Genomic DNA, 22396 nt, shown 5'->3' with positions numbered 1-22396 from the left:
CGGTTTCAGCGCAACAGGGTAGCGGGTAGGGCCGAGATGCGGCAGGATCAGGCGGTGGCAGGTGCTACATAATACCGCAAATATCGGACCGGCTCCAACGAGCAGACAGTTGGTACTTGGTATAGACCGCTCACTGCTTCCGTATTTCAGCTCCACGCGAAGGTCTGACAGCCCATTTCAACAATCAGATGACGGCAGGCGTCGATCGGCTTGAGATCGGGACCCTGGATCGGCGCGGGGAGGAGACCAACGGCGTCATTCTCGCCTTGGCCAAGGAAGGCGTCGCCATCAAGGATAGTCGTCCGCCGCACCGGTCACAGCCGCAAGCTCGTCCGCAAGGTTGTCCGCGGTCATCGCGACAGAGCCCTTATTCCATGCCGATTCACAGTTGGACGATCGGACTTGAACGTTGAGTGAAGCGCGCTTCACTCCTTGGCGTGCTCTTCCGGCTGCGCACCACCGTCGTCGTCCCAGCCACGAAGCCGGGCACCACGCTCCAACTGGCGTTGCCGCTCATCGGCAATGCTCACGGCAGCCGGGAGCGCCGAAGCGGTCTGAATGAACATTTTCCCGCGTAGAAAATGGACCGACGACAGGCGCTTGCTTGGGTGGGTGGCTAGCATGACGGCTTCTCCTCTCCGGTGCGGTCCACAGTAGGAACTGGACTGACTGCACCGCTCTTGCGTGTTCCTCGCCGCGACGGTCATCCCGGCATGAGGGTAAAGGCACCCGGCCGGTCCCGACCCGGTTTCACGTGCCCTGCGAACCATGCCCCTGCGAACCATATTGGGGTTCCGTTTCCGGCGTTTCCGCCGATGCCAGGATCCTGTCCAGTTCATCCGGGTCGATGAGCGCCGTCTGCGCCATGCCCGACCCTCCATTGGAGCGTCCATCGACATGCGGCAGATGGATCCAGGTCGCAGTACGGCGGTACACGGGGAAAGAGAGCGAGTCGATCAGCTCCTCGTCGGTTTCCACGACGTAGTTCCCCGCCGGTTGCACTCCGTCCACGCCGCTCAATTCGAAGGGACGGGTGAACGTCACGGTCCTGGTGGTTGTGCGGGTGAATGCGGTGCTCATCGAAAGATGCTCCCGTGCATGTCCGGCAGTTTCTGAAGGTGCTCTCCGGGTCAGGTCGCCGGTCGGACGAATGACCTGGTAATCGCATTTTGATGGCAAGCTTTGATGGCAAGCGAGGTGCCCGTTCGAATTGACGGGCTTGCGGCGGATGGCGTCCTGCAGATGCTCTTCGGGTGGTCCAGCGCGGCCGTCGTCGCAGCGGTCGTCTTTGCAGGACGTTCCTCTTGCAGCAGACAGGCTATCCGCTGAAGCCCGAGAACGCCAACCCTGCAAGAAAGCCGACTGACATGCCAAGTGTCAGATAGGCCATGCTTTTCCATTTCGGCGCGGACAACGCCCAGGCTGCACGCTCTGAAGCGGTCCACTCTGATAGCGTCGTATTCCTGAGCGTCATCGCAACCTCCTGTTACGAGTTTCATAATGAATATGGTGGCGATAATTTACGCCACAATGATCGACCTCAAATATTTATATCAAATCTCATTTGGAGGAAAATTCTGTACGCTTTGCTTGTCTTAATTCTTATACGCTTTTATTGCCTCAATGTGGAGCGCGATCCTTCCCCCCGCTCCATCGGGGCAGGTCATGGCGACGCCGTTGCGATGACCGGCTCAAGACGCCATGAACCGGACCGCCTGGACCGATTGCCAGATGGTGAAGGTCGCGACGAAGAGAACGGCGGCGGCAACCGCCAGGGACAGCGCCAGCAACACCCCGTCCTCCTCGAGATAAGCCAGGGCGATCAGCATGATCGTCACGGCCGGCACGATGTTGCTCAGGGGAATCGGGACGAAGAAGACGCTTGTCAGCGCGAGAACGACCAGCCCGACCACACGCGTCGTCGCTTCGAACGGCGTCTTCCAGCGCGGGTGTATGACCGTCTCCATGCGCCTCAACACCGGCACGGCACGATCGACCAGCCGGACCAGGCGCTGTGTCGAAAAGCGCCGGGACGTGATGATCCGGGGAAAAACCGGACTCTCGCGCGCCAGGATCATCTGGAAAGCGGGAACGGTCAGCAGCAGCCCGACGACCGGCGACGTTCCCGGCGCCAGCCCGATCAGCGCCAGCAGCAGCAGAACGATGCCGAAGGAGCGCTTGTGGAGTTTTTCCAGCAGCCAGCCGAGCGTGATGCGGTCCGCCGGAGCCTCGTCCAGCAAGTCACGCAGAACCTCGGATGTCGGGGTATGCAGCGTCATGGCCGCCTCGCTCCGGCCGCTTGGACCCGTCGCCATCGAGCGGTCACGCCGGGATCTCGGGCGGTCACGCCGGGATCGACACCGTGACGGTGGTGCCCTTGCCGGACTTGACGGTCACGCCGCCTTCGATCTGCTTGGCCAGCAACTCCATCAAGGTGAGGCCGAGCGAGCCGGTCCGCCGTTCGTCGGGCATGCCGACGCCGTCGTCACCGATGGTCATGCACAGAAGGCTGCGCGAGGTGTGGCGGAACGAGACGGCGATGCGGCCGGGGCGTCCATCGGGGAAGGCGTATTTCAGCGCGTTGATCATCGCTTCGTTGGCGATGAGGGCCAGCGGGATGGCCTGATCCGGCTTCAGAAAGGCCTCGTCGGCATCGACGTCCAGCACGATGTTCGGGTTGGGTGCAGCCCCGAAGGACGCCAGCAGGTCACGGCACAGCATCCCCAGATACCCGCCGAACTCGATCTCCTGCAGCCCTTGCGCCCGGTAGAGCTTCTCGTGGATCTCGGCCATGCGGTCCAGCCGCTCCACGGCGCTGCGCAGCGCCTCCTGCACGGCCGGCCCCTGGCTCCGGGCAACGCTCAGCTGGATGCGCAGGACGGACGAAGCCATCTGCAAGGTGTTCTTGACGCGGTGGTTCACCTCCCGCATCAGGTCGTCCTTGTCGCGCAGCAGCAAATCCTTGTCGTGCAGCGTGTTGCGCAGCACCCGCTCCACTTCGATGCGGCGCTCGACTTCACTGGCGAGCTGGCGGTTGAGATCGTCCAGCCGCTCGGTGCGCGACGAGATGCGGCGGTCGAGTTCCTGGTTGAGCTGCCGCAATTGGTCTTCGACCGCCTTGCGCTCGGTGATGTCGACAAAGGACGCGAAGTGGTAGCGGATGCGCCCCTCCTCGAAGACGGGGGCGACATGCTGGAGCACCCACAGCAGCTTTCCGTCCTTCCGGTAAAGCTGCACCCCGCGCACGATGGCCTCCCCGGCGCGCACGGCCAGGTCGATGGCACGCGCCACCTCTGGGTCGGTGTCGGCGCCGGACAGGAGGTGATAGCTCCTGCCCAGAACCTCCTCACGCGTATAGCCGCTCAGTTTGATGAACGCGGCGTTGACGAAGACGACCGGCACATCGGGCAGGGTCGGATCGGCGATCAGCATCGGCATCAGGGTCGATTCCGCGGCCACCACGAAGGGACCGCCACGCGCCTCCTCCGCATTGACCATCTTCTCTGCGTCCTTCTGGTCGCGGGGATTACCGGGCATGCAATGCTCCCTGCGTTTGGTCGTTTCTTTTTGAAAAGATACAGACGCGGACCACAAGCTCATTATGCGCAAAAGTGGCGCCGACACATCGCCGGATACCCGATCGGACAAAACCAAATATATTAATTATCCAGAAAACCAATTTTCTCGAAATCGCGAATTTGAAAAATGCCGATCACATGCCTTCAAAATATCCTCTCCTTTTAGCTTACGATTTATAGTGTAGTCTTCATAATTTATATTTCTGCACCAATTGAATTTTTGCAGCGCAGCATAATATTTGGCTAAGTCATTCAGGTCGAGCCCGGCGCTCCCTGACCACACCCGACCACCATCCCGAACAGTCATGGAGACGACATGGACGACGGCACGCACCCGACTCCCACCACCCGCCCCACCATTCACAGCGCCAGCGACGAAGCCGCGGCAAGCGCCGAGGCATCCAAGAGGCCCAACATCCGCCCCAGCATCCGCAGCGCCAGTGAAGAGCAAGCGCCGAAAGCCGGCGCAGCGGCAGCACAGGCCTTCCGCGGCCTCCTCGGCCAGCAGCCGAGACCCTGGCCGTCGAAGCTGTCCGGCAGCGGCAGCATGGGTGGCCTTCCGGATGCCGGACGGGCGACGGAATCCGGCAATGCTCCGGCAGCGATTTATGGGGGAGGCTTCGCGGAGGCCGTCACCTTCATGAACCAGGCGGTCGAGCGCCAGAACGAGATGATGAACAGCATGCTCCGGGCCCACGGCCCGCAGGACATCATGATGGCGGGCAGCCGCTATCTGCTCGGCGGCTGGCTGGCCTTCTTCGAAGTCAATGTCCGCATCGCCCAGGCCGCGTCCCGCATGACGGAAGGCGCCAAGCAGATGACGACCCGGCCCGAGGCCTGACGCCGCCGCCGGCATCCGGCCGGCTCTTTCCAGCTCCCTGGCCCACCGGAACCGCAGGAGGACCTCTTGACCAACTCGGACGAAACCGGGCCGCAGACGCTTCTCGCCGTCGAAGAGCGGGTGAGCGTCAACAAACGGACCCAGGTGACCGGGACCGTTCGTGCCCGCACCCTCAGCCACGAGCATGAGCAGCCTGTCGAAGCCGACCTGTCGGTGGAGACGCTGGAGGTCGAGCGGATCCCCGTCGGACGCTTCGTCGATGCCCCGATCCCCGACCGTCAGGATGGCGACACCACCGTCATCTCGGTGATCGAGGAGGTGGCGGTCGTGGAGGTCCGCCTGAAGCTGGTGGAAGAGGTCCGGATCACCCGCCGCACCGCGAGCCGCAAGATGACCGAACGTGTCACGCTGCGCCGGCAGGAGGTCGTCGTCGACCAGGATCCGCCGCCGGACGCCCCTGCGGCCTGAGCGGCCTGCCTTATCTCAAGACCCTGAAATACTTTAAATCCTACTGGAGAATATCATGAGCACGATCGTCGTTGGACTTTACAAGGAAAGCGGTTCCGCCAAGAAGGCCTTCCAGGCCCTGATCGCGGCGGGCTGCCAGGAAGCCGATATCGAAACCTTCGGCGGCGCCGACAGCGCCGACAAGGCCGCCCGGGGCCTGCTGGGGCACGGCTTCGAGAAGGAACTGGCCGAGCAGTACGGTGCGGCCATCCGTCAGGGCCACACCCTGGTCGCGGCCGACATCGCCGACCAGGATGCCGACGCGGCGGAAGCCATCCTCGACGAGAATGGATCCGTCGACCTGCCCGCCCCCTCGGCGGCGGGTAAGCCGGCCCAGAAGGCGGGCAACGGCGGCAGCGTCGAGCAGGAGACCCTCCAGTCGGTGAAGGAGGAGGTCGAGATCGGCAAGCGCCGGGTCGCCAAGGGCGGGGTGAAGGCCACGTCGGAGGTCACCGAGACGCCGGTCCGGGAAACCGTGACGCTGCGCGACGAGGCGGTGGACGTGGAACACCGCAAGGTCGACCGGCCCCTGAGCCCCGACGAGGAGAAGGCCGCCTTCGGTGAGAAGACCATCGAGCTGACGGCGACCTCCGAAACGCCGGAGATCACCAAGAAGGCCCGCGTCGTCGAGGAGGTCGTGCTGTCCAAAACGGCGTCCGAACAGGAAAAGACCGTGGAGGCCGTCGCCCGCCGCACCGACGTCAAGGTGGAGCCGGTCGGCGGCAAGGCGGACGCCAACAAGTCCGGCGCCAAGCCCGGCAACAAGCAGTGATCTGAAGCGCACGATGCGTGGCAGGGCGGATGTCGACCGCCCGCCTCCGACGGCCACCCCGGGCAAAAGCCGGGGTGGCCGTCCGGCTGCCGAAGGGGCGGGCGGATCGCATCCCGGATGAGGGCGACGCCGCTCATCCCCGGCATGGCATAGTCGGCGATAATCCGCTCGTGGCGGCAGAGCGATTGCAATCAGGTCCTACGATCCACGGCGCGGGCTCTGGGCCATCCGGTGGCTTTCCACCACCGATCCGCTTTCGATCGAGACCCCGGTAATGGGACGGTTCGAGGGTGAGGTCGGAACTTTTTACGCGGATGACTGCGTCAAGGGGCGGCCGGTCAAGACTCGTTTCCTTTGGCTGGATACCCACACCGCCAGCCCGCGCTGGGAGCAGGCGATGTCCGCCGACGGCGGCGAAAGCTGGGAAACGAACTGGACCATGGATTTCAAGCGGGCGGAGGCGGGGGCGGGGGCCGGTGAGTTTGTCGTTGCGTCCGGCACCGGCGCCGCTTAGACCGGATCGCGTGAAATCGGAATCGATCTGGTGCGTGAATCCGATCGCCAAACATGAAGCCACAGCGTCGCGCGTTTCATATTGACCGCACGACGTTGCAGATGCCGGGGATGTCCGCCCGTCCCGGGGGCTCCAACAGCCGCGTCCCGCCATGTCCCTGCCTCCCATCCCCCTCCTTTCCAAACGGAAGGACACGGGCGACCGGCCGTCCCTGCACCCTGTCCCGGAGGGCCGTCACGGCGGCTGGTTCCGCAGCCGCCTGTTCCTGCTCCGCGCCCTGGCCAGCCGGAATGTCCGCGACAATGATTTCGCCATCGTCGCCCTCGGGGTGCTTGCCGCGGCCCTGATTGCCGGCGGGGTCGCCCTGCTCCAGAAAGCCGTCGGGCTGCTGCATTCGGTGCTCTTCGATCTCCCGCGCGGCGCCCATCTGAGCGCGGGGGTGGCCATCGGTCCCTGGCAGCCGCTGGTCATCCCGATGGTGGGCGGGCTGGCGCTCGGCATTTTCGGCAGCTTCGCCCGGCGCCTGCGGGCGAAGGACATCGTCGACCCCATCGAGGCGAACGCGCTCTACGGCGGCACGATGTCCCTGCTCGACAGCCTTCGCCTGGCCGCCTCGACCTTGATGTCCAACGCCTTCGGCGCCTCGGTCGGCATGGAGGCGGCCTACACCCAGGTGGGGGCGGGCGTCACCTCCACGGCCGGGCAGGCCTTCAAGCTTCGCCGCGCCGACCTGCGGATCCTGGTCGGCTGCGGCGCCGCCGCCGCCATCGCCGCCGCGTTCAACGCCCCGCTCGCCGGGGCCTTCTATGCCTTCGAACTGGTGATCGGCAGCTATACGCTCGCCGCCCTGGCGCCGGTCAGCCTGTCCGCCATCACCGCCGGCATCATCACCCGCTGGACCAGCGGCCACGACACCATCTTCGCCGTCTACGATGCCGTCAGCGTGGGTCCGAGCGACTATCCCTTCTTCGTCCTGGTCGGCATCGGCGCCGCCATCCTCGGCATCGCCACGATGAAGGCGGTGACGCTGGCGGAGCGGCTGTTCCGGGCGGCACATGTCCCCGGCTGGCTCAGGCCGGCCGTCGGAGGGCTGCTGGTCGGCGCGATCGCCATGCTCTACCCGCAGGTTCTGGGCAGCGGCCACGGCGCGATCCAGCACAACATCGTCCTCGGCTATGACGGGATCGTCCTGGCGGGCCTGCTGGCCGCCAAGGTCATCGCCTCGTCCATCTCCCTCGGCTCCGGCTTCCGCGGCGGGCTGTTCAGCTCTTCGCTGTTCCTGGGCAGCCTGTACGGCAGCCTCTTCGTGAAGATCGTCGGCTGGCTGCTGCCCGACGTCGGCATCCACTATACCGCCTTCATCCTGATCGGGATGGGGTCGGTCGCCGCCGCCATCGTCGGCGCCCCGCTCACCATGGTCATGCTGGTCCAGGAGGCCACCGCCGATTTTCCCGTCACCCTCGGCGTGCTCACCAGCGTGGCGGTCGCGACGATGATCGTGCGCCGGACGTTCGGCCATTCCTTCGCCACCTGGCGCTTCCACCTGCGCGGCCTGCCCATCCACGGCGCGCACGACATCGGCTGGATCGAGACCCTGACGGTGGGACGGATGATGCGCCGCGACGCCAAGAGCGTCCCCGCATCCATGAGCCTGGCCGAGCTGCGCCGCATGTTTCCGCTCGGCAGCGCCAAGCAGGTCTTCGTGCTCGACGAACGCGGAGCCTATGCCGGCATCGTCACCCTCTCCACCGTGCATGATCCGACCCTGCAGGCGGACATGGACCAGCGCACCGCCGGCGATCTCGCCCGGTCGGCGGATGCCGTCCTGCTGCCGGGGCAGAATGTGCGCAGCGCTCTCAGGCTCTTCACCGACACGGAGGAGGAAAGCCTTCCGGTCGTGGAGAGCGCGGCGACGAAGCGGCTGCTCGGCTATTTGACGGAGGCCTACGCGCTGCGCCGCTATAATCAGGAACTGGAACGCAAGCGCGCCGAGGAGCTGGGAGAACGGCACCTCTTCGGCTGACCGTTCGGCTGATCATTCGGTTGATCGGGGGGCATCCTCCGCCACCCTGTTCTTCTGCCACATCCCCCTCTCCGAACGCGCGAAGCCGCACCTGCCGGCGGCGGATTTATGCTCGTGCCCATACCGGCGTCCACCGGCCTTCGGCAACCCTGACAGCAGTGGGAGGTTGGCATGAGTATGATAAGGCGCAGCTCCGCCGAGTTTCTCGGGACATTCTGGCTGGTCTTCGGCGGCTGCGGCAGCGCCGTGCTCGCCGCCGCCTTTCCGCAGGTCGGGATCGGACTGCTCGGCGTCTCCCTCGCCTTCGGTCTCACCGTCCTGACCATGGCCTATTCCATCGGCCACATCTCCGGCTGCCACCTGAACCCGGCGGTGACCGTCGGGCTGTGGGCGGGCGGGCGGTTCCCGGCCAAGGACATCCTGCCCTACGTGCTGGCCCAGCTGGTCGGAGCCTTCGCGGCGGCCCTGGTCCTGTATGTCATCGCCACCGGAAAGGCCGACTACAGCCTGGCCGTCAACGGCCTCGCCGCCAACGGGTACGAGGCGCACTCGCCCGGCCAGTACAGCATCACCTCGGCCCTGGCGATCGAGCTGGTGCTGACCTTCTTCTTCGTGCTGGTGATCCTGGGCTCCACCGACCGGCGGGCGCCGGCCGGCTTCGCGCCGCTGGCCATCGGCATGGCGCTCGTCCTCATCCACCTGATCAGCATCCCGGTGACCAACACCTCGGTGAACCCGGCGCGCAGCACCGGTCCGGCGCTGGTGGTCGGCGGATGGGCGCTGCAGCAGCTCTGGCTGTTCTGGCTCGCCCCGCTGGCCGGCGGGCTGGCGGGCGGACTGGCCTACCGCGCGCTTGCCGAAGAGGCGCCGGCGAAGCCCGCCATCACCGGGCAGGCGGAAAGCTCCTCCACCTGATCTGGATGCAATCGAGGGGACCGGTTCGCAGGGGCCGGTCCCGGATGGCGCCCCCCATAGCCCGCAGATGTCGCAACGCCCCGCCGCCGTCCACTGTTATTCAGGCAGGACAGACGGCGCAGAAGGCGTATCCATGCGGCAGTTCGACCCCGATTCCAATCCAATGACCGAAGCCGATTACGGCATCGTGCTGGGCCTGTTCATCGGCATCTATCTCGGCCTCCTGGTGGTGTCGGCGCTGCCGTGACCATCTTCCTCACGGCCCCTCCGGCAGCATCAGGCAGCGGTTGACCAGATTCATCAGCTCGCTCTGGCGGCTGGTTCCGGTCTTGGCGAAGATGCTGCGCAGCTGGCTGCGCACGGTGCTGATCGCCACGCCGCGGCGGTCGCCGATCTCGGCCGGGGTCAGGTCGGCCAGCAGGTCGGCGACAAGGGCGGCCTCCACCGGCGTCAGGCCGAACAGGCCGCCCAGCCGCGCGCCCAGCCCCGGCGCCACGGCGGCCGGGTCGACGATGTAGACCACCGCCCGGATGCGGGCGCCGTCTCCTCCCCCGCCGCCGGCATCGCCGAACGGCCCCGCCGCCTCGGGCGACAGCGGCAGGACGGTCAGCAGATAGGGCGCCCGGCCGGACGGGCGCGACACCCGGAGGTCGGCCGCCTCGCCCCGGCGCACCGCCGCGGTCCTGGCGCCGGCCGACACCGCCGCCTCCAGCGCATGGGCAAGCCGGCGCGCCTCGGCCCCCTGTTCGGCCTGCAGACGCCCCTGCCGAAGCCGCAGCCCGTCCCGCGCATCGACCATCGCCTGTCCGGCCCGGTTCAGGCAGAGGATCCGCCCGGCCGCGTCGAGCAGGGCAACCCCCATCGGCAGGCGGTCGATCATCCGGCCGCTCCACAGGACTTCCTCCTCCCGGCCGTCCTGGCGCCCCCACAGCCGGACGCGCAGCCGTATCGCCCGCTGAAGATGCGGGGCGCAGTCCTGCAGGAGCCGCACCGTCTCGTCGGGGAAGGGGGCGGCGTCGGCCGGCCGGTAGAGGCTCAGCACCGGCTGCACCGGCGCCAGTTCGCCGCCGTCGGACAGGACGAGCGCGCACAGCCGGCCCATGCCGTGATCCCGCAGCAGCTCATTGAAGAAGGCGGAGCGCCGCAGCACCGCGTCGGACACCAGTTCCTCGCCGCGGCGGACCCCGCAGCGGCTCAGCAGGCCACGCGCCGCCGCCGCGTTCGCCCAGACGTCGCGGTGACGGAAATGGGTGGTGTAGTCGGCCAGTTGCCTGTCCGTGATGTTGTGGCGGGCCCACAGCGCGTCGGCCCGGCTGTCGTGATGGGGGGCGGCGGTGAACAGGAGGCCGTGCGTCGCATCGCTCAAGGCGCAGAGCCGTTCCAGGATGCCGCCCCAGCGCTCCGGAAAGGTCACCGCGTCGTAGATGTCCTCGATCAGCGTGTCCGCAGCCTGCGCCATGGGGGAAAACCTCCGCTTGCAGACAATTTCCTGTAGGCAATCGCCCGCGCTCAAGACCAATCGGTTGCGTATGACCATCGGTCGAGCGTTTCGTCCGTCATGTGAAGGATGCGGTCGTTGTAATTTTCCTCAAAAGTCGTCGGATCGACCCCTTGCCGGAAACAGGAGTCATCGAAGCGGAGCAAGGCCCCCATGACGGAAGACTGCGGAATGGAAGACGCCGCCCTGCCGGCGACCGGCGGTCCGGCCATGCGCAGGGGCGGGAACCGGGTGCGCTGGGCACTGGTCGCCGACCGCAGTCCGCTGCTGCGCGAAGGGCTGCGGCTTTATCTGGAAACGCTGGGGTGGCGGGTCGTGGCGGGCGGCACGATGGACGAAGGGCTGGCGCTGCTGGCGCGGGGCCACCTCGCCCTGTTCGATCGCGGCACCCCCGGCCCCCTGGTTCCCGACCTGATCGTGATGGGGGAGACGGGTCCGGAGCGCCGGGAAGCTTGCGGGCCGTGGCCCACGGCCTTCGACCGGCTGGCGGCGATGCGCGGTGCCGTGCGCCCCGTCCTGTTGTCGATCGCCGCGGCGAACCGCGACCTGACGGTCCGGGCCCGCGACCGCGGCTTCGAGGCCATCCACATCGACATGCCGCCGCTGAACCTGGAAGAGCTGCTGCTGGGCTGCGTCCGCCGGATCGAGCGGGGTGAGGTGCGGGGGTGAGGTGACGGCATGGGATGAATATATGTTTTCATGAAACCATATCATCTTATCGGTGGATGACCTGCTTTGTTGACGGGGCATGAATTGGTTCAGTGATGAGATGCCGGGCCGTTGTGGATGTCTGCTGCGCGGCCAGGCGGTGGAGGAGCAGGCCGGGAAGCCGCATCCGGGTTGATGCATCCGGGTTGACAACGGCGGCACCTGGGCGGCTTTTCAACCAGACCGAACCGCAAGTTTCCCACCGCGAGAAAGACGGCCCGCCTCCATCATGCCCCCCTCCATCATGCCAGACGAGTCACACCCGGCCCCGAACGCCAATCGCCGCAGAGCCGCCTTCTTCGACCGTGACGGCGTGCTGAACGAGGACATCGGCTTCGCCCACCGCCCCGACCAGATCACCTGGATGCCGGGGGCGAGGGAGGCGGTGAAGCGGCTGAACGATGCCGGCTTCCTGGTCTTCGTCGTCACCAACCAAGCCGGCGTCGCCCGCGGCCTCTACAGCGAGGAGCATGTGCGGACCCTGCATCGCTGGATGCAGCAGGAACTGCATGCCGTCGGCGCCCATGTCGACGCCTTCTACCACTGCCCGCACCATCCCGAGCATGGCGAGCCGCCCTACCGGACCGACTGCGCCTGCCGCAAGCCGGAACCCGGAATGCTGCTGCAGGCGATGGCCGAGTGGCCGGTGGAGCCGAAGGGCAGTTTCCTGATCGGCGACCGCGACACCGACCTGCAGGCGGCGCAGCGGGCGGGCATCGAAGGCACGCTCTACCGCGGCGGCGACCTCGACGCCGTCGTCGCCGGAATCATGGCGCGCTCCATGGACGGCGTGGCGGCGGGCGGCTAGAGCGTGATCGGTTCAAGCGGAAGCGCTTGAAGCGTGAATCACACGGAAAACCAAAAACTTAGAGTCCATCCGGTGCTTCAATAAGCACCGGATGGACTCTAAGACAGCCAGCCTTCGACCGACGGCGCCAGCCATCGCCACAGCAGGGCGCCCGCCGCCAGCCAGAGGGCGATCATGACCGCGGCGGCGGCGACGCTGACCGGGCGGGCGGATCGGCGCGCCGCGGCGGCCCGGTGTTCGGCCAGAAGCTCCGGCGGGATCAGGCGGACGACCAGCAGGATGCCGAGCGGCACGATCAGCAGATCGTCCAGATAGCCCAGGACCGGGATGAAATCGGGGATCAGGTCGATCGGGCTCAGCGCATAGGCGGCGACCGCCATCGCCAGGAGGCGGACAGGCCAGGGGGTGCGCGGGTCGCGCGCCGCCAGATAGACGGCCAGCACGTCGCGCTTGATCGCGCGCGCCCAAGTCTTCGCAGATGTCTTCGCAGATGCCATTGCCGCCGATCCTATCCTCCGGAGCGGATATTTCAACGCATGGGACCGGATGTCCGGGATCACCCGAACGGGAGGGCGCAGTGCCGCTGGTCTCGGGGCAGGGCCGCCATGGGTAGTCGGCGATCCTTCGGTATAAACCTCCCGCGTCCTTTTTTACGTCCCGCAATCAGTCGTAGGTTTTGTTGCCCTTTTTAACAGATTTTCCAAGAAACGCCTTTGAACATCACCCGGAGGTCCCCATGCGGTTCCCGGTGCTCGACGGCTGGCGTGGCCTGTGCGCGTTATGCGTTGCCCTGTACCATTTGCACAGCATCGATCATTTCCACATGCTCAACTTCGTGCACGGCAGCTATCTTTTTGTCGATTTCTTCTTTGTTTTGAGCGGCTTTGTCATCGTCCACGCCTATTCCGGCCGCATCGGCGGCGGTGCGTCGGCCGGGACCTTCCTGGTCCGGCGGTTCGGCCGGGTCTGGCCGCTGCATGCGGCGGTGCTGCTGGCCTTCGTGGCGCTGGAATGCGTGAAGGCTGTCTCCGGACCATCCGGCGGCCATGCTGGAACCGCCGCCTTCACCGGGACCTATGCCCCATCGGCCCTGGTCAGCAACCTCGCCCTGGTCCATGCGCTGGGGGTGGAGGATCAATGGACCTGGAACATCCCGAGCTGGTCGATCAGCGCGGAGTTCTTCGTCTACATCACCTTCGCCATCCTCTGCCTGACGGTGCGCCGTCCCAGCGTGCTGGCCGTGGCCATGGTCACGCTCGCCGTCGCCGGCGCCCTGGTGGTGATGCGCTTTTCCGCCAACCACATCGACACCAGCATCGACTACGGCTATTTCCGCTGCCTCTACGGCTTCTTCACCGGCTGCCTCGTCTACCGGCTGTATAAGGCGGCGGCCGGCTGGCAACTACCCCGCTTTGCCGGCGGTCTGACCGAGGCGGGGGCGCTGCTGGCGGTGGTGGCCTTCGTCTCGGCCGCGGGGGGCAACGCCCTATCGCTGGCGGCCCCGCTCCTGTTCGGGCTGGTGGTGTGGGTGTTCGCCTTCGAAGCCGGGCCGGTCTCCCGCCTGCTGGCGACCTCGCCCTTCCAGCGGCTGGGCGCCTGGTCCTACTCGATCTACATGGTGCATGCCCTGCTGATCGCCGTGCTGCAGAAAGGCACGACTGTGATGCAGGGGGTCCTCGGCCGGCCGCTGTTCGTCGAGCGCGAGGTGCAGGGCGGCAGCGACCGGTTGCTTTCCTTCGGCGACGCCTGGGTGATGGATCTGGTGAGCGGCGGCTATCTGCTGGCGGTGATCGTCCTGTCGGCCCTGACCTACCGCTTCATCGAACTGCCAGGGCAGGCGATGGTCAACGGCCTGCTGGTCCGGTCGCGCAAAGCCGCGCCGGCCAGCCCACCAATGGCCGAGGCGGCCTGAACGCCGCCCCCAGCCATTATCTGGGGCCATCACCCTCGGCTCATCCGGGACGCATCGGGCCCGTCAATGCCGGGCGAAGACCTGCGGTCCGCCGGCGCCGCCGAACAGCATGACCTGATAGGGCTGGCCGACGCCCATGTCCATGCCGGGGGCGTCCTGCGGCATGCCGGGGACCGCCAGCCCGCGGGCCTGCGGCCGTTCGGCCAGAAGCCGCCGCACGTCGTCGGCCGGCACATGGCCCTCCAGCACATAGCCGCCGACCCGCGCCGTGTGGCAGGAGGCGAGGTCGTCCGGCACGCCGGCGATGCGCTTCATCGGCGTCACGTCGTCGACGGTGTGGACGGTGACCTCGAAACCGGCGGCGCGCATGTGCCGCACCCAGCCCTCGCAGCATTCGCAGCTCGCGGCCTTCCAGACCTCCACCGCGGCCCCTCCGGCGGGAACGGCGGCGCGGACCATGCCCGGCAGCCCCATCGACCCGAGGCCGAGCGCCAGAACAGTCATCGCTGCCCCCCGCATCATCGTCCGCCGCGTCATGCTCATGGAGTTTCTCCCAACGAAATCAGAACTTTGGTCCGGGCGCTTAAGCACGGACGGACAGAAGGCGCAGGGCATTGGCGGTGACCAGCACGGTGGCGCCGGTGTCCGCCAGGATCGCGGGCCACAGCCCGGTGACGCCCAACACGGTGGTGAGCAGGAAGACAGCCTTCAAGCCCAAAGCCAATGCGATGTTTTGCCGTATGTTGGCCATGGTGCGGCGAGACAACGCCACCATCGCCGCCACGTCGCCGACCCGGCCGTGCAGGATGGCGGCGTCGGCCGTCTCCAGCGCCACGTCGGTGCCGCCGCCCATCGCGATGCCGACATCGGCGGCGGCGAGCGCCGGGGCGTCGTTGATGCCGTCGCCGACCTTCGCCACCCGCTGCCCGCCGGCCTGGAGGCCGCGGACGATGCGCAGCTTGTCCTCCGGCAGCAGTTCGGCATGCGCCGTCATGCCCAACGCTCCGGCGACCGCCCCGGCGGTCCGGGCATTGTCGCCGGTCACCATCAGCGAGCGGATGCCGGCGCGGTCCAGCGCCGCGATCCCGCTGCGGGCGTCGGGGCGCGGCTCGTCGCGCATGGCGATCAGCCCGGCGGCGACGCCGTCCACCAGCAGGACGGAGACCGTCTTGCCCGTCGCGGCGAAGGCCGCGGTCTGCTCCGCCTGCGCGGCGCTCAGGGCGGAGGCGGCGGCCTGGGGCGACAGCAGCGCCACCAGACGGCCCCCCACCCGGCCGTTCAGGCCGGCGCCGGGCAGGGCGGTGAGTTCCTCGGCCGCAGGCGGGGCGATGCCGCGTTCGGCCGCCGCGGCCAGGATGGCGCGGGCCAGCGGGTGGCTCGACCCGGCTTCCAGCGCCGCGGCGTCGGCCAGCAGCTCCGCCTCGCCGGCGCCGAAGGGGGTCAGGTCGGTGACGCGGGGCCGACCCTCCGTCAGGGTGCCGGTCTTGTCGAAGGCGACGGTGGTGATGCGGCCCAGCGCCTCCAGCACGGCACCGCCCTTCAGCAGCAGCCCGCGCCGGGCGCCGTTCGACAGGCCGGCGGCGATGGCCGCCGGGGTGGAGATCACCAGCGCGCAGGGGCAGCCGATCAGCAGGACCGCCAGGGCGCGGTAGATCCACTCCGTCCAGCCGCCGCCGAAGGCCAACGGCGGCACCAGGGCGACCAGCGCCGCCACCCCGACGATGCCCGGCGTGTAGAAGCGGGCGAAGCGGTCGATCATCCGTTCGGTCGGGGCCTTGCTCGCCTGCGCCTCCTCCACCAGCCGGACGATGCGGGCGATGGTGTTGTCGCGCGCCGCGGCGGTGACGCGGACGCGCAGCGCGCCGTCGGCGTTGATGGTGCCGGCGAAGACCGCATCGCCCTCGCCCTTCGGCTTCGGCACGCTTTCGCCGGTGACGGGGGATTCGTCGACGGCGCTGCGGCCGGACAGCACGATGCCGTCGGCCGCCACCCGGTCGCCCGGCCGCACCAGGATGACCGACCCGACGGCCAGCCCGGCGGCGGGAACGGCCTGCGGAGCACCGCCGTCCTGCTCCAGCAATGCCGTGTCGGGGACCAGGGCGGTCAGGCCGCGGATGCCGGCCCGCGCCCGGCCGGCGGCCACCCCCTCAAGCAATTCGCCGATCAGGAAGAGGACCAGGACCGTCGCCGCCTCTTCCACCGCGCCGATCAGCAGCGCGCCGATGGCGGCGACCGTCATCAGCATCTCGATGGAGAAGAGGGTTCCGGCCCGTGCCGCCGCCAGGGCGCGGCGCGCCACCGGAACCAGCCCGACCAGCAGCGCCAGCGGAAAGGCCCAGGGCTCCGTCGCCGGTACCAGCAGGCCGAGGACCGTCGCGGCGGCCAGGGCCGCGCCGGCCGCCACGGTCAGCCGAGCCTTGCGCCCGCGCCACCAGGGCGCCTCATCGGCATCGCCGTGCGAGTGGGAGTGGGAGTGAGTATGGGAATGGACCGCGCCGGACCCGCAGCAGCCCCCGCCGCAAACCGCCGCCGGGCCGACCGCGACCGGATCGGCGGGGGTGGCGCCATAGCCGAGCGCCGCCAGCGGACGGACCACCGCATCGGCGTCGAGCCCGCCCTCATGGGAGACGGCCACCGTGCCGGCAGGAACCGACACCCGCACCTCGCGGACCCCCGGCACCCGGCGCAGCGCCGTCTCGATCTTGGCGGCGCAGGATCCGCAATCCATGCCGGAAACCCGGTAGCGGCTGGTGCGCAAGACGGCTCCGCCGGTCCCGACATCACCCTGCGTTTCGTACATGGGAAAGCTCCTTCCGGATGCGCATCTTCGACGGTTCCCACAGAGCCTAAATTCTCCAGCGACTGGAGGATCAAGAGGGAAAACGCCGTCCATGCACAGCCCGGCAGAAGCCCGAACCCGGCCGCCTCAGCGGCCTGCGGCTTCAGCCGACCTGCTCGGCAGACCCTGCCGCCCCGCTATCCGCATCCGGCTCGCCGTCCTCAGGCGAATGCCCCGGAAGTCCGGCGAAAGGGTCGGTCCTGGGGATGATGGGATGCTGTTCCAGCCCGACGATGGGCGACCAGCGGGGCGAACCATGCTTCACCTCCAGAAAGGAGCCATGGTCCAGAACCGGCTTGTAGACCCGGAAGGCCTTCATGATCGACAGGATCCCCGCGGAGTCGAGCGGCCCCAGGAAGGATTCGTCCATGTCGAGGAAGGACGGGTGGGATACCCAGCGCTCAAGCTGCGCTGCATTGAGGCAGAAGCTTCCGGCCGCCGGATAGGACGTGCGCTCGAACCGAACGGCCTCTCCCATGAACTCCATGGTCAACTCCGGCCGGTCGGACAGATCCTGATGCATGGCCGTCCAGGGCCGGCCGAGGACGTAATCCGGATAGACCTTATAGCCGAAGGCCGAAGCGTTCTCGAACCGGTTGGGCTGCAGCAGCGCCTCCGGCCCGAACTGCGCATCGAACAGCGCCCGTTTGCGGAAGAACAGCGGGTCGGTCATGATGATGTCGTCTTCGACATAGCAGTACCAGTCATACTGCCCCGCCAGTTCCCGCATCGCCATATGGGCGCCGAATCCCAGCCGGGTTGGCGGGAAATCGTCGTTGAACTTGGCCTGGCGGTAGAGAACCGGGCTGATCCGCAGAGAATTGAGCAGATGGTTGTCGCCGACTGTGCAGACGATCACATCGATTTCGGCACGATGCGGGGATACGGCCTGCCACGCCACCTTGCGCCAATGATCGAGACCGGCCACCCGGTTTCCATAGAGTTGATGCAAGGCGGAGATGGTCTCGCCAAGGACGGCGATGCGTTCCGCCTTACGATTGATATCACTGGAATTGTTCCCGCCGGCGGCATGGCCGGCCTTGGGGCGGTAGAAATGCGGGATGACGCACAGGATCTTCACAGCGACGCCCTTGCTGCACGGGGCCAAGACTTGGGGCGGGGTAATAACCGTTGGTGGCGGGATGAACAAGCGGAAATAGAAATACGGGAAGGCGGCCGAGGCCAGATCCCTCTTCCCCCAGGGGGCCAGCGGTTTCGTCCCCGGAAGCAGCACATTGCCGGCCGCTTCCCCGGAGCCTAGATTCTCCAGCGACTGGAGGATCAAGAGGGAAATGCCGACCATGTCCAACCTGACCATGTCCAGCCTGACCATCGGCGCGCTCGCCAAGCGGACCGGCGTGAAGATCCCGACCATCCGCTATTACGAAAGCATCGGCCTGCTGCCGGAGGCGCCGCGCACCGGCAGCAACCGCCGCACCTACGACGACAAGGCGGTCAACCGCCTGCGCTTCATCCGCCATGCCCGCGAACTGGGCTTCGAGGTGGAGGCGATCCGCCAGCTGCTGGCCATGGCCGACGATCCGGGCCGGCCCTGCCGGGACGCCGACCTGCTGGCCCGCACCCATCTGGCCGAGATCGAGTCCAGGATCGCCCGGCTGGAAGCCCTGCGCGACGAGGTGCGGCGGATGGTCGATGGCTGCGCCCAGGACCAGGTGCGCAGCTGCCACGTGATCGAGGTGCTGGCCGACCACGCCCACTGCCTGCACGACCGGCATTGACGGAAAAGCCCCCTCCGGGACGAAGCACCGCAGCGGCCAAGCGCGCTCTATGACCTGCAGCCGGTTGCCCGGCAGGCGGCGCCGTCTATAGTCACGCTCAATGCAGTGTCGAAACCATCCGTGCTTCCGGACGGCGAGCGCCACTTTGGGCCGTCACGGGGGAAGCGGATCGTCATGGCGACGGCAGCGGAAACAGGGGCGGGGACAGGACCGAGGATGGATGCGGACGCGGCTGTGAGGGCGGATCGGATACGGGCGTCATGCTGCGGCTTCTGAGAACCAACCGTCCGCTCCAGCGCATCGGGGCGCTCGGCGTGGCCGTGCTGGCGGTGCTGTGCGGCGGCACCGCGATCGTCCTGAACCGGCTGCATGACGAGACGCTGGCGGAGGCCACGCTGGGCCTGCGCACGCTCAACGCCTCGCTGGCCGAGCAGACGGCGCGCGCCATCGAAGGGATCGACCTGACCGTCGACGGGGTCGCCGAGCAGATCCCGCTTGAGTACCGGCGCAGCCTCGAGGCCTTCAAGCGGCTGCGCTTCGAACGGCAGGTTCATGAAATCCTGCAGGCCAAGGCGTCCAGCCTGCCGCAGATGGAGGCGCTGAGCCTGGTCGCCGCCGACGGCGGTCTGGTCAATTCCACCCGCCAGTTTCCGGCGCCGACGCTCGACCTGTCCCGGCGCGACTATTTCCTTGCACTCAAGGACGCCGATCCCGGACAGGCCTATGTCAGCCGTCCGACGAAGAGCATGGTCACCGGGGAATGGACGCTCTACATCGCCCGGCGCGTGAACACCCCCGACGGCGGGCTGGCCGGCCTGGTCGTCGCGGCCATCCGCCTGTCCTATTTCGAGCAGTTCTACCGCAGTCTGCATGTCGAACCGGGCAGCGGCTTCAGCCTGTGGTGGCGCGACGGCATGCTGCTGGCGCGCTTCCCGCCGCTGCCCGACAAGGTCGGGACCATCGCCACCAGCCCCGGCGTCGCCGAACAGATCGCCCGTTTCGACACCGGCACCTACTCAACGCCGCGCTCGATCGACGGCAAGGACCGCATCCTGTCCTTCCAGGTTTTGCGCAACTACCCGCTGGTCGTCGGGGTCAGCCGGACACGGGGGGAGGTCCTGGCCCGCTGGCAGAGCCAGGCGGTCGTCATCGCCGGCGCCGGGCTGGTCAGCGCGGTGGCGCTCGCCCTGATGCTGTGGGCGATGGCGCGCCAGTTCCTGGCCTACGAGACCGCCAACCGCGCGCTCGGCGAGCGCCGGCAGGCGGTCGAGGCCCGCGACGAGGCGGAGGAGCATGTCCGCCAGCTGCAGAAGATGGAGGCGCTGGGCCAGCTGACCGGCGGCGTCGCCCACGACTTCAACAACCTGCTGCAGGCGGTGCGCTCCAGCCTGCATATGCTGGAGGCCGGCGGCGAGCTGCGCGGGGCGGAGAGCCGCCGGGCGCTGGAGGTGGCAAACCAGGCGGTCGACCGCGGCGCCACCCTGACCCAGCATCTGCTGGCCTTCGCCCGCCGCCAGCGGCTGGCCCCGGCGCCGGTCGACCTCGGCGCCCAGGTGGCGGGGATGGCGTCGCTGCTGGAACACACGCTGGGCGGCGCCATCCGCATCCGCATCGACCGCGACGACGCCGTGCCGCCCGCACTGGTCGATCCCCACCAGTTCGACATCGCCCTGCTGAACCTCGCCATCAACGCCCGCGACGCCATGCCGGACGGCGGCACCCTGACCATCGCCGTGACCAGCCTGTCGGTGGGGACGGGAGAGGACGCGGTGACGGGGACGGGCGACGGGATCTCTCCCGCACCGGCGCCCACCCTGGCGCCGGGCGGCTATGTCGCCGTGACGGTGCGCGACAGCGGCACCGGCATGCCGCCGGAGGTGTTGGCGCGGGCCTGCGACCCCTTCTTCACCACCAAGCCGGTCGGGCAGGGCAGCGGGCTGGGGCTGAGCATGGTGCATGGCCTGACCGCACAGTCCGGCGGCGGCATGCGCCTGGAAAGCCACCCCGGCCTCGGCACCGCGGTGACGCTGTACCTGCCCCACGCCGCGGTTCCGGCGGACGGCGGGTCGGACGCGCCCGCCGGGGCCGCCGCCGGAAACCAGCCGCTGTCCGTGCCAGCTGCCGCCCAGTTTGCCGCCCAGTCCGCCACCCAGCCTGCCGCCGTGCGCGTGCTGCTGGTCGAGGACGACGCCCTGGTCCGCATGGCGAACGCCGCGGTGCTGGACGAGGCCGGCATCCTGGTGTCGGAGGCCTCCAGCGGCGAGGAGGCCCTGGCTCTGCTGGAGGCGGACGAGGGGATCGGCGTCCTGGTCACCGACTTCGCCATGCCCGGCATGACCGGCGCCGACCTGACCCGCCTCATCCGCCGTCATCGTCCCGGCCTGCCGGTCCTGATCGTCACCGGCTATGCCGAGAAGGCGGTGCTGCAGGATCTGGGGCGCGAGCCCGGCATCCGCATCCTGTCCAAGCCGATCCCGCCGGCGGCCCTGATCGGCCACATCATGGCGGCGATCTAGGAAGCGCTCCGCACCCGCGTCACCCGCCCCGCACCGGGAAGCAGCCGCGTCCGGCCGTCTTCAGGGCGCTGCAGGCCGCGTCGGCGGTCGCGGCGGGGAATCCCGTCAGGCGGGCCTTGTAGAGACCGCCGGAGCGGACCACCGCGGGGCTGGCGCCGGCGGCGAGGGAGCCCAGGCGTTTGGCCGTGTCGCGGGCGCTGCGCACCGCGGCGGCATGGCTGGCGAAGGCGCCGACCTGGATGGACCAGGAGCTGTCCGCCGCTTCCGTGGCGGCCGGCTTCAGCGAAGGGACGGCCACGCTCACCGCCGTGCTGCGTTCGGCGGTCGAGGCGCTGTTCTTGGTGATCACCAGATCCGGCTGCGCGGGCGCCGGCCGGGACGGGCTGGTCGGGCGCTGGAAGCCGGCGTCCAGCAGGTCGGCGACCAAGCTGTCGCGGGCGTCGGCGCTGTGCCCGCCCAGCACCACCGCGATCAGTCGGCGGCCGTCCCGCACCGCCGAGGCGGCAAGGTTGAAGCCGGACGCGGCGATGTAGCCGGTCTTGATGCCGTCCATGCCGGGATAGCGCGCCATCAGGCGGTTGTGGCCATAGACCGTATCGCCCTGCCAGTCGAAGCTGCGGCGCTTGAAATAGGCGTAATGTTTGGCATGGCGGCCGATCAGCGCCCGGGACAGGATCGCCATGTCGCGCGCCGTCGTCCGCTGCAGCCGGTCGGGCAGGCCCGATGCGTTGCGGAACACCGTGTGGCGCATGCCGAGCCGCCGGGCACGCGCCGTCATCTTTTTGGCGAAGGCCGTCTCGCTGCCGCCCAGCGCCTCGCCCAGCACCACGGCGACGTCGTTGGCCGAGCGGGTGACCAGCGCCAGGATCGCCTGCTCCACCGTGATGGTGCTGCCGGGGGCCAGCCACAGCCGCGACGGCGGCATCGACGCGGCATGCCGCGACACCACGAGGCTCTGGTTCAGCCGCAGCGTGCCGCGGTCCAGCGCCTCGAAGGTCAGCATCAGCGTCATCATCTTGGTCAGCGAGGCCGGGTAGGTCAGTTGGTCGGCATTGCGCGCCCGCAGGACCTTGCCGCTGTGCGCGTCCATCAGGATCTCCGCGGCGACCGGCGTCCAGGCCTTCTTGGCCGAACTCCTGGCCGAGGCCGGCAGGGACGCCAGCAGGACCGCGAAAACGGTCAGGGAAAGCAGCAGCGTCGACACGCGGGCGAGCAGGGGCATCATC

Annotated in this window: 20 protein-coding genes and 1 pseudogene; 11 read left to right on the top strand and 10 right to left on the bottom strand. The window is 68.1% G+C overall.

All coding sequences use genetic code 11. From position 1 onward, the window contains the following. Positions 1–425: 425 nt before the first annotated feature. From FZ029_RS08300 to FZ029_RS08285, 4 genes are all read right to left on the bottom strand, one after another. Entirely contained in the window at positions 426–623 is a 198-nt protein-coding gene (locus FZ029_RS08300) for a hypothetical protein (protein ID WP_149200464.1), read from the bottom strand. Between the two features lie 127 nt (positions 624–750). After that, positions 751–1080 (bottom strand): hypothetical protein, encoded by a 330-nt coding sequence (locus FZ029_RS08295; RefSeq protein WP_188051866.1) that lies wholly within the window; start codon positions 1078–1080, stop codon positions 751–753. A 611-nt stretch (positions 1081–1691) separates the two neighbouring features. Continuing rightward, positions 1692–2279, bottom strand: a complete 588-nt coding sequence (locus FZ029_RS08290) for an exopolysaccharide biosynthesis protein (protein WP_247892204.1) — start codon at positions 2277–2279, stop codon at positions 1692–1694. Positions 2280–2343: 64 nt separating this feature from the next. After that, positions 2344–3537 (bottom strand): histidine kinase dimerization/phosphoacceptor domain -containing protein, encoded by a 1194-nt coding sequence (locus FZ029_RS08285; protein WP_247892203.1) that lies wholly within the window; start codon positions 3535–3537, stop codon positions 2344–2346. A gap of 357 nt (positions 3538–3894) precedes the next feature. Between FZ029_RS08285 and FZ029_RS08280 the strand changes: the two genes are divergently transcribed. The 6 genes from FZ029_RS08280 to aqpZ all read left to right on the top strand — a co-directional run bounded on the left by FZ029_RS08280 (position 3895) and on the right by aqpZ (position 9150). Next, a complete protein-coding gene (locus tag FZ029_RS08280; protein ID WP_149268817.1) occupies positions 3895–4419 on the top strand; it encodes a hypothetical protein in 525 nt (174 codons plus the stop codon). A gap of 66 nt (positions 4420–4485) precedes the next feature. Beyond that, positions 4486–4887 carry a YsnF/AvaK domain-containing protein gene (locus FZ029_RS08275; RefSeq protein WP_149268816.1) on the top strand — a complete coding sequence of 134 codons (402 nt, stop codon included), beginning with the start codon at positions 4486–4488 and terminating at the stop codon, positions 4885–4887. Between the two features lie 55 nt (positions 4888–4942). Continuing rightward, complete coding sequence (locus FZ029_RS08270; RefSeq protein WP_149268815.1) at positions 4943–5698, top strand: YsnF/AvaK domain-containing protein; 756 nt, start codon at positions 4943–4945, stop codon at positions 5696–5698. A 274-nt stretch (positions 5699–5972) separates the two neighbouring features. Further along, positions 5973–6212, top strand: coding sequence for a hypothetical protein (locus tag FZ029_RS08265; protein WP_149268814.1), 240 nt, complete (start codon positions 5973–5975; stop codon positions 6210–6212). Positions 6213–6363: 151 nt separating this feature from the next. Beyond that, positions 6364–8235 (top strand): chloride channel protein, encoded by a 1872-nt coding sequence (locus FZ029_RS08260; protein WP_149268813.1) that lies wholly within the window; start codon positions 6364–6366, stop codon positions 8233–8235. A 171-nt stretch (positions 8236–8406) separates the two neighbouring features. Next, positions 8407–9150, top strand: a complete 744-nt coding sequence (gene aqpZ / locus FZ029_RS08255) for an aquaporin Z (RefSeq protein WP_149200457.1) — start codon at positions 8407–8409, stop codon at positions 9148–9150. Between the two features lie 256 nt (positions 9151–9406). On the opposite strand, the gene FZ029_RS08250 is transcribed toward aqpZ, so the two are convergent. Continuing rightward, complete coding sequence (locus tag FZ029_RS08250) at positions 9407–10609, bottom strand: helix-turn-helix transcriptional regulator (RefSeq protein WP_149268812.1); 1203 nt, start codon at positions 10607–10609, stop codon at positions 9407–9409. Positions 10610–10819: 210 nt separating this feature from the next. Here FZ029_RS08250 and FZ029_RS08245 point away from each other — a divergent pair, with 210 nt between their 5' ends. Both FZ029_RS08245 and FZ029_RS08240 read left to right on the top strand, forming a co-directional pair. Continuing rightward, entirely contained in the window at positions 10820–11317 is a 498-nt protein-coding gene (locus FZ029_RS08245) for a response regulator (protein WP_149268811.1), read from the top strand. A gap of 283 nt (positions 11318–11600) precedes the next feature. After that, complete coding sequence (locus tag FZ029_RS08240; protein ID WP_149268810.1) at positions 11601–12164, top strand: HAD family hydrolase; 564 nt, start codon at positions 11601–11603, stop codon at positions 12162–12164. 98 nt (positions 12165–12262) lie between these two features. On the opposite strand, the pseudogene FZ029_RS08235 reads toward FZ029_RS08240, so the two are convergent. Further along, positions 12263–12640: pseudogene (locus FZ029_RS08235) on the bottom strand (YkvA family protein); the annotation flags it as partial. Between the two features lie 260 nt (positions 12641–12900). Between FZ029_RS08235 and FZ029_RS08230 the strand changes: the two are divergent. Continuing rightward, positions 12901–14076 (top strand): acyltransferase, encoded by a 1176-nt coding sequence (locus tag FZ029_RS08230; RefSeq protein WP_149268808.1) that lies wholly within the window; start codon positions 12901–12903, stop codon positions 14074–14076. Positions 14077–14139: 63 nt separating this feature from the next. Here the strand turns inward: FZ029_RS08230 and FZ029_RS08225 are convergent, their stop codons facing one another. The 3 genes from FZ029_RS08225 to FZ029_RS08215 all read right to left on the bottom strand — a co-directional run bounded on the left by FZ029_RS08225 (position 14140) and on the right by FZ029_RS08215 (position 17996). Beyond that, positions 14140–14619, bottom strand: coding sequence for a DUF411 domain-containing protein (locus tag FZ029_RS08225; protein WP_149268807.1), 480 nt, complete (start codon positions 14617–14619; stop codon positions 14140–14142). Positions 14620–14659: 40 nt separating this feature from the next. After that, positions 14660–16876: a heavy metal translocating P-type ATPase gene (locus FZ029_RS08220; protein ID WP_149268806.1), complete on the bottom strand. Its 2217-nt coding sequence runs from the start codon at positions 16874–16876 to the stop codon at positions 14660–14662. Between the two features lie 142 nt (positions 16877–17018). Beyond that, a complete protein-coding gene (locus FZ029_RS08215; RefSeq protein WP_149268805.1) occupies positions 17019–17996 on the bottom strand; it encodes a calcium-binding protein in 978 nt (325 codons plus the stop codon). 220 nt (positions 17997–18216) lie between these two features. Between FZ029_RS08215 and FZ029_RS08210 the strand changes: the two genes are divergently transcribed. After that, positions 18217–18654: a helix-turn-helix domain-containing protein gene (locus FZ029_RS08210; protein WP_247892202.1), complete on the top strand. Its 438-nt coding sequence runs from the start codon at positions 18217–18219 to the stop codon at positions 18652–18654. Positions 18655–18914: 260 nt separating this feature from the next. Then, positions 18915–21170: a response regulator gene (locus tag FZ029_RS08205; protein WP_149268804.1), complete on the top strand. Its 2256-nt coding sequence runs from the start codon at positions 18915–18917 to the stop codon at positions 21168–21170. 19 nt (positions 21171–21189) lie between these two features. Here FZ029_RS08205 and FZ029_RS08200 read toward each other — a convergent pair whose 3' ends face one another. Then, positions 21190–22395, bottom strand: coding sequence for a D-alanyl-D-alanine carboxypeptidase family protein (locus FZ029_RS08200; protein WP_247892201.1), 1206 nt, complete (start codon positions 22393–22395; stop codon positions 21190–21192). Between the last annotated feature and the right edge of the window lies 1 nt (position 22396).

This window comes from Azospirillum sp. Sh1 (assembly GCF_008365135.1).
Taxonomy (GTDB): domain Bacteria; phylum Pseudomonadota; class Alphaproteobacteria; order Azospirillales; family Azospirillaceae; genus Azospirillum; species Azospirillum oryzae.
This window is presented reverse-complemented; position numbering and strand designations above follow the sequence as displayed.

What these genes read in the sequence shown, in the direction of transcription:
- FZ029_RS08270 (WP_149268815.1), top strand. Translation starts at nt 4,943, where the DNA reads ATGAGCACGATCGTCGTTGGACTTTACAAGGAAAGCGGTTCCGCCAAG.
- FZ029_RS08285 (WP_247892203.1), bottom strand. Translation starts at nt 3,537, where the DNA reads ATGCCCGGTAATCCCCGCGACCAGAAGGACGCAGAGAAGATGGTCAAT.
- FZ029_RS08205 (WP_149268804.1), top strand. Translation starts at nt 18,915, where the DNA reads ATGCTGCGGCTTCTGAGAACCAACCGTCCGCTCCAGCGCATCGGGGCG.
- FZ029_RS08250 (WP_149268812.1), bottom strand. Translation starts at nt 10,609, where the DNA reads ATGGCGCAGGCTGCGGACACGCTGATCGAGGACATCTACGACGCGGTG.
- FZ029_RS08200 (WP_247892201.1), bottom strand. Translation starts at nt 22,395, where the DNA reads ATGATGCCCCTGCTCGCCCGCGTGTCGACGCTGCTGCTTTCCCTGACC.
- FZ029_RS08240 (WP_149268810.1), top strand. Translation starts at nt 11,601, where the DNA reads ATGCCAGACGAGTCACACCCGGCCCCGAACGCCAATCGCCGCAGAGCC.
- FZ029_RS08225 (WP_149268807.1), bottom strand. Translation starts at nt 14,619, where the DNA reads ATGAGCATGACGCGGCGGACGATGATGCGGGGGGCAGCGATGACTGTT.
- FZ029_RS08230 (WP_149268808.1), top strand. Translation starts at nt 12,901, where the DNA reads ATGCGGTTCCCGGTGCTCGACGGCTGGCGTGGCCTGTGCGCGTTATGC.
- FZ029_RS08210 (WP_247892202.1), top strand. Translation starts at nt 18,217, where the DNA reads ATGTCCAACCTGACCATGTCCAGCCTGACCATCGGCGCGCTCGCCAAG.
- FZ029_RS08300 (WP_149200464.1), bottom strand. Translation starts at nt 623, where the DNA reads ATGCTAGCCACCCACCCAAGCAAGCGCCTGTCGTCGGTCCATTTTCTA.
- FZ029_RS08260 (WP_149268813.1), top strand. Translation starts at nt 6,364, where the DNA reads ATGTCCCTGCCTCCCATCCCCCTCCTTTCCAAACGGAAGGACACGGGC.
- FZ029_RS08280 (WP_149268817.1), top strand. Translation starts at nt 3,895, where the DNA reads ATGGACGACGGCACGCACCCGACTCCCACCACCCGCCCCACCATTCAC.
- FZ029_RS08295 (WP_188051866.1), bottom strand. Translation starts at nt 1,080, where the DNA reads ATGAGCACCGCATTCACCCGCACAACCACCAGGACCGTGACGTTCACC.
- FZ029_RS08265 (WP_149268814.1), top strand. Translation starts at nt 5,973, where the DNA reads ATGGGACGGTTCGAGGGTGAGGTCGGAACTTTTTACGCGGATGACTGC.
- FZ029_RS08290 (WP_247892204.1), bottom strand. Translation starts at nt 2,279, where the DNA reads ATGACGCTGCATACCCCGACATCCGAGGTTCTGCGTGACTTGCTGGAC.
- aqpZ (WP_149200457.1), top strand. Translation starts at nt 8,407, where the DNA reads ATGAGTATGATAAGGCGCAGCTCCGCCGAGTTTCTCGGGACATTCTGG.
- FZ029_RS08220 (WP_149268806.1), bottom strand. Translation starts at nt 16,876, where the DNA reads ATGTACGAAACGCAGGGTGATGTCGGGACCGGCGGAGCCGTCTTGCGC.
- FZ029_RS08245 (WP_149268811.1), top strand. Translation starts at nt 10,820, where the DNA reads ATGGAAGACGCCGCCCTGCCGGCGACCGGCGGTCCGGCCATGCGCAGG.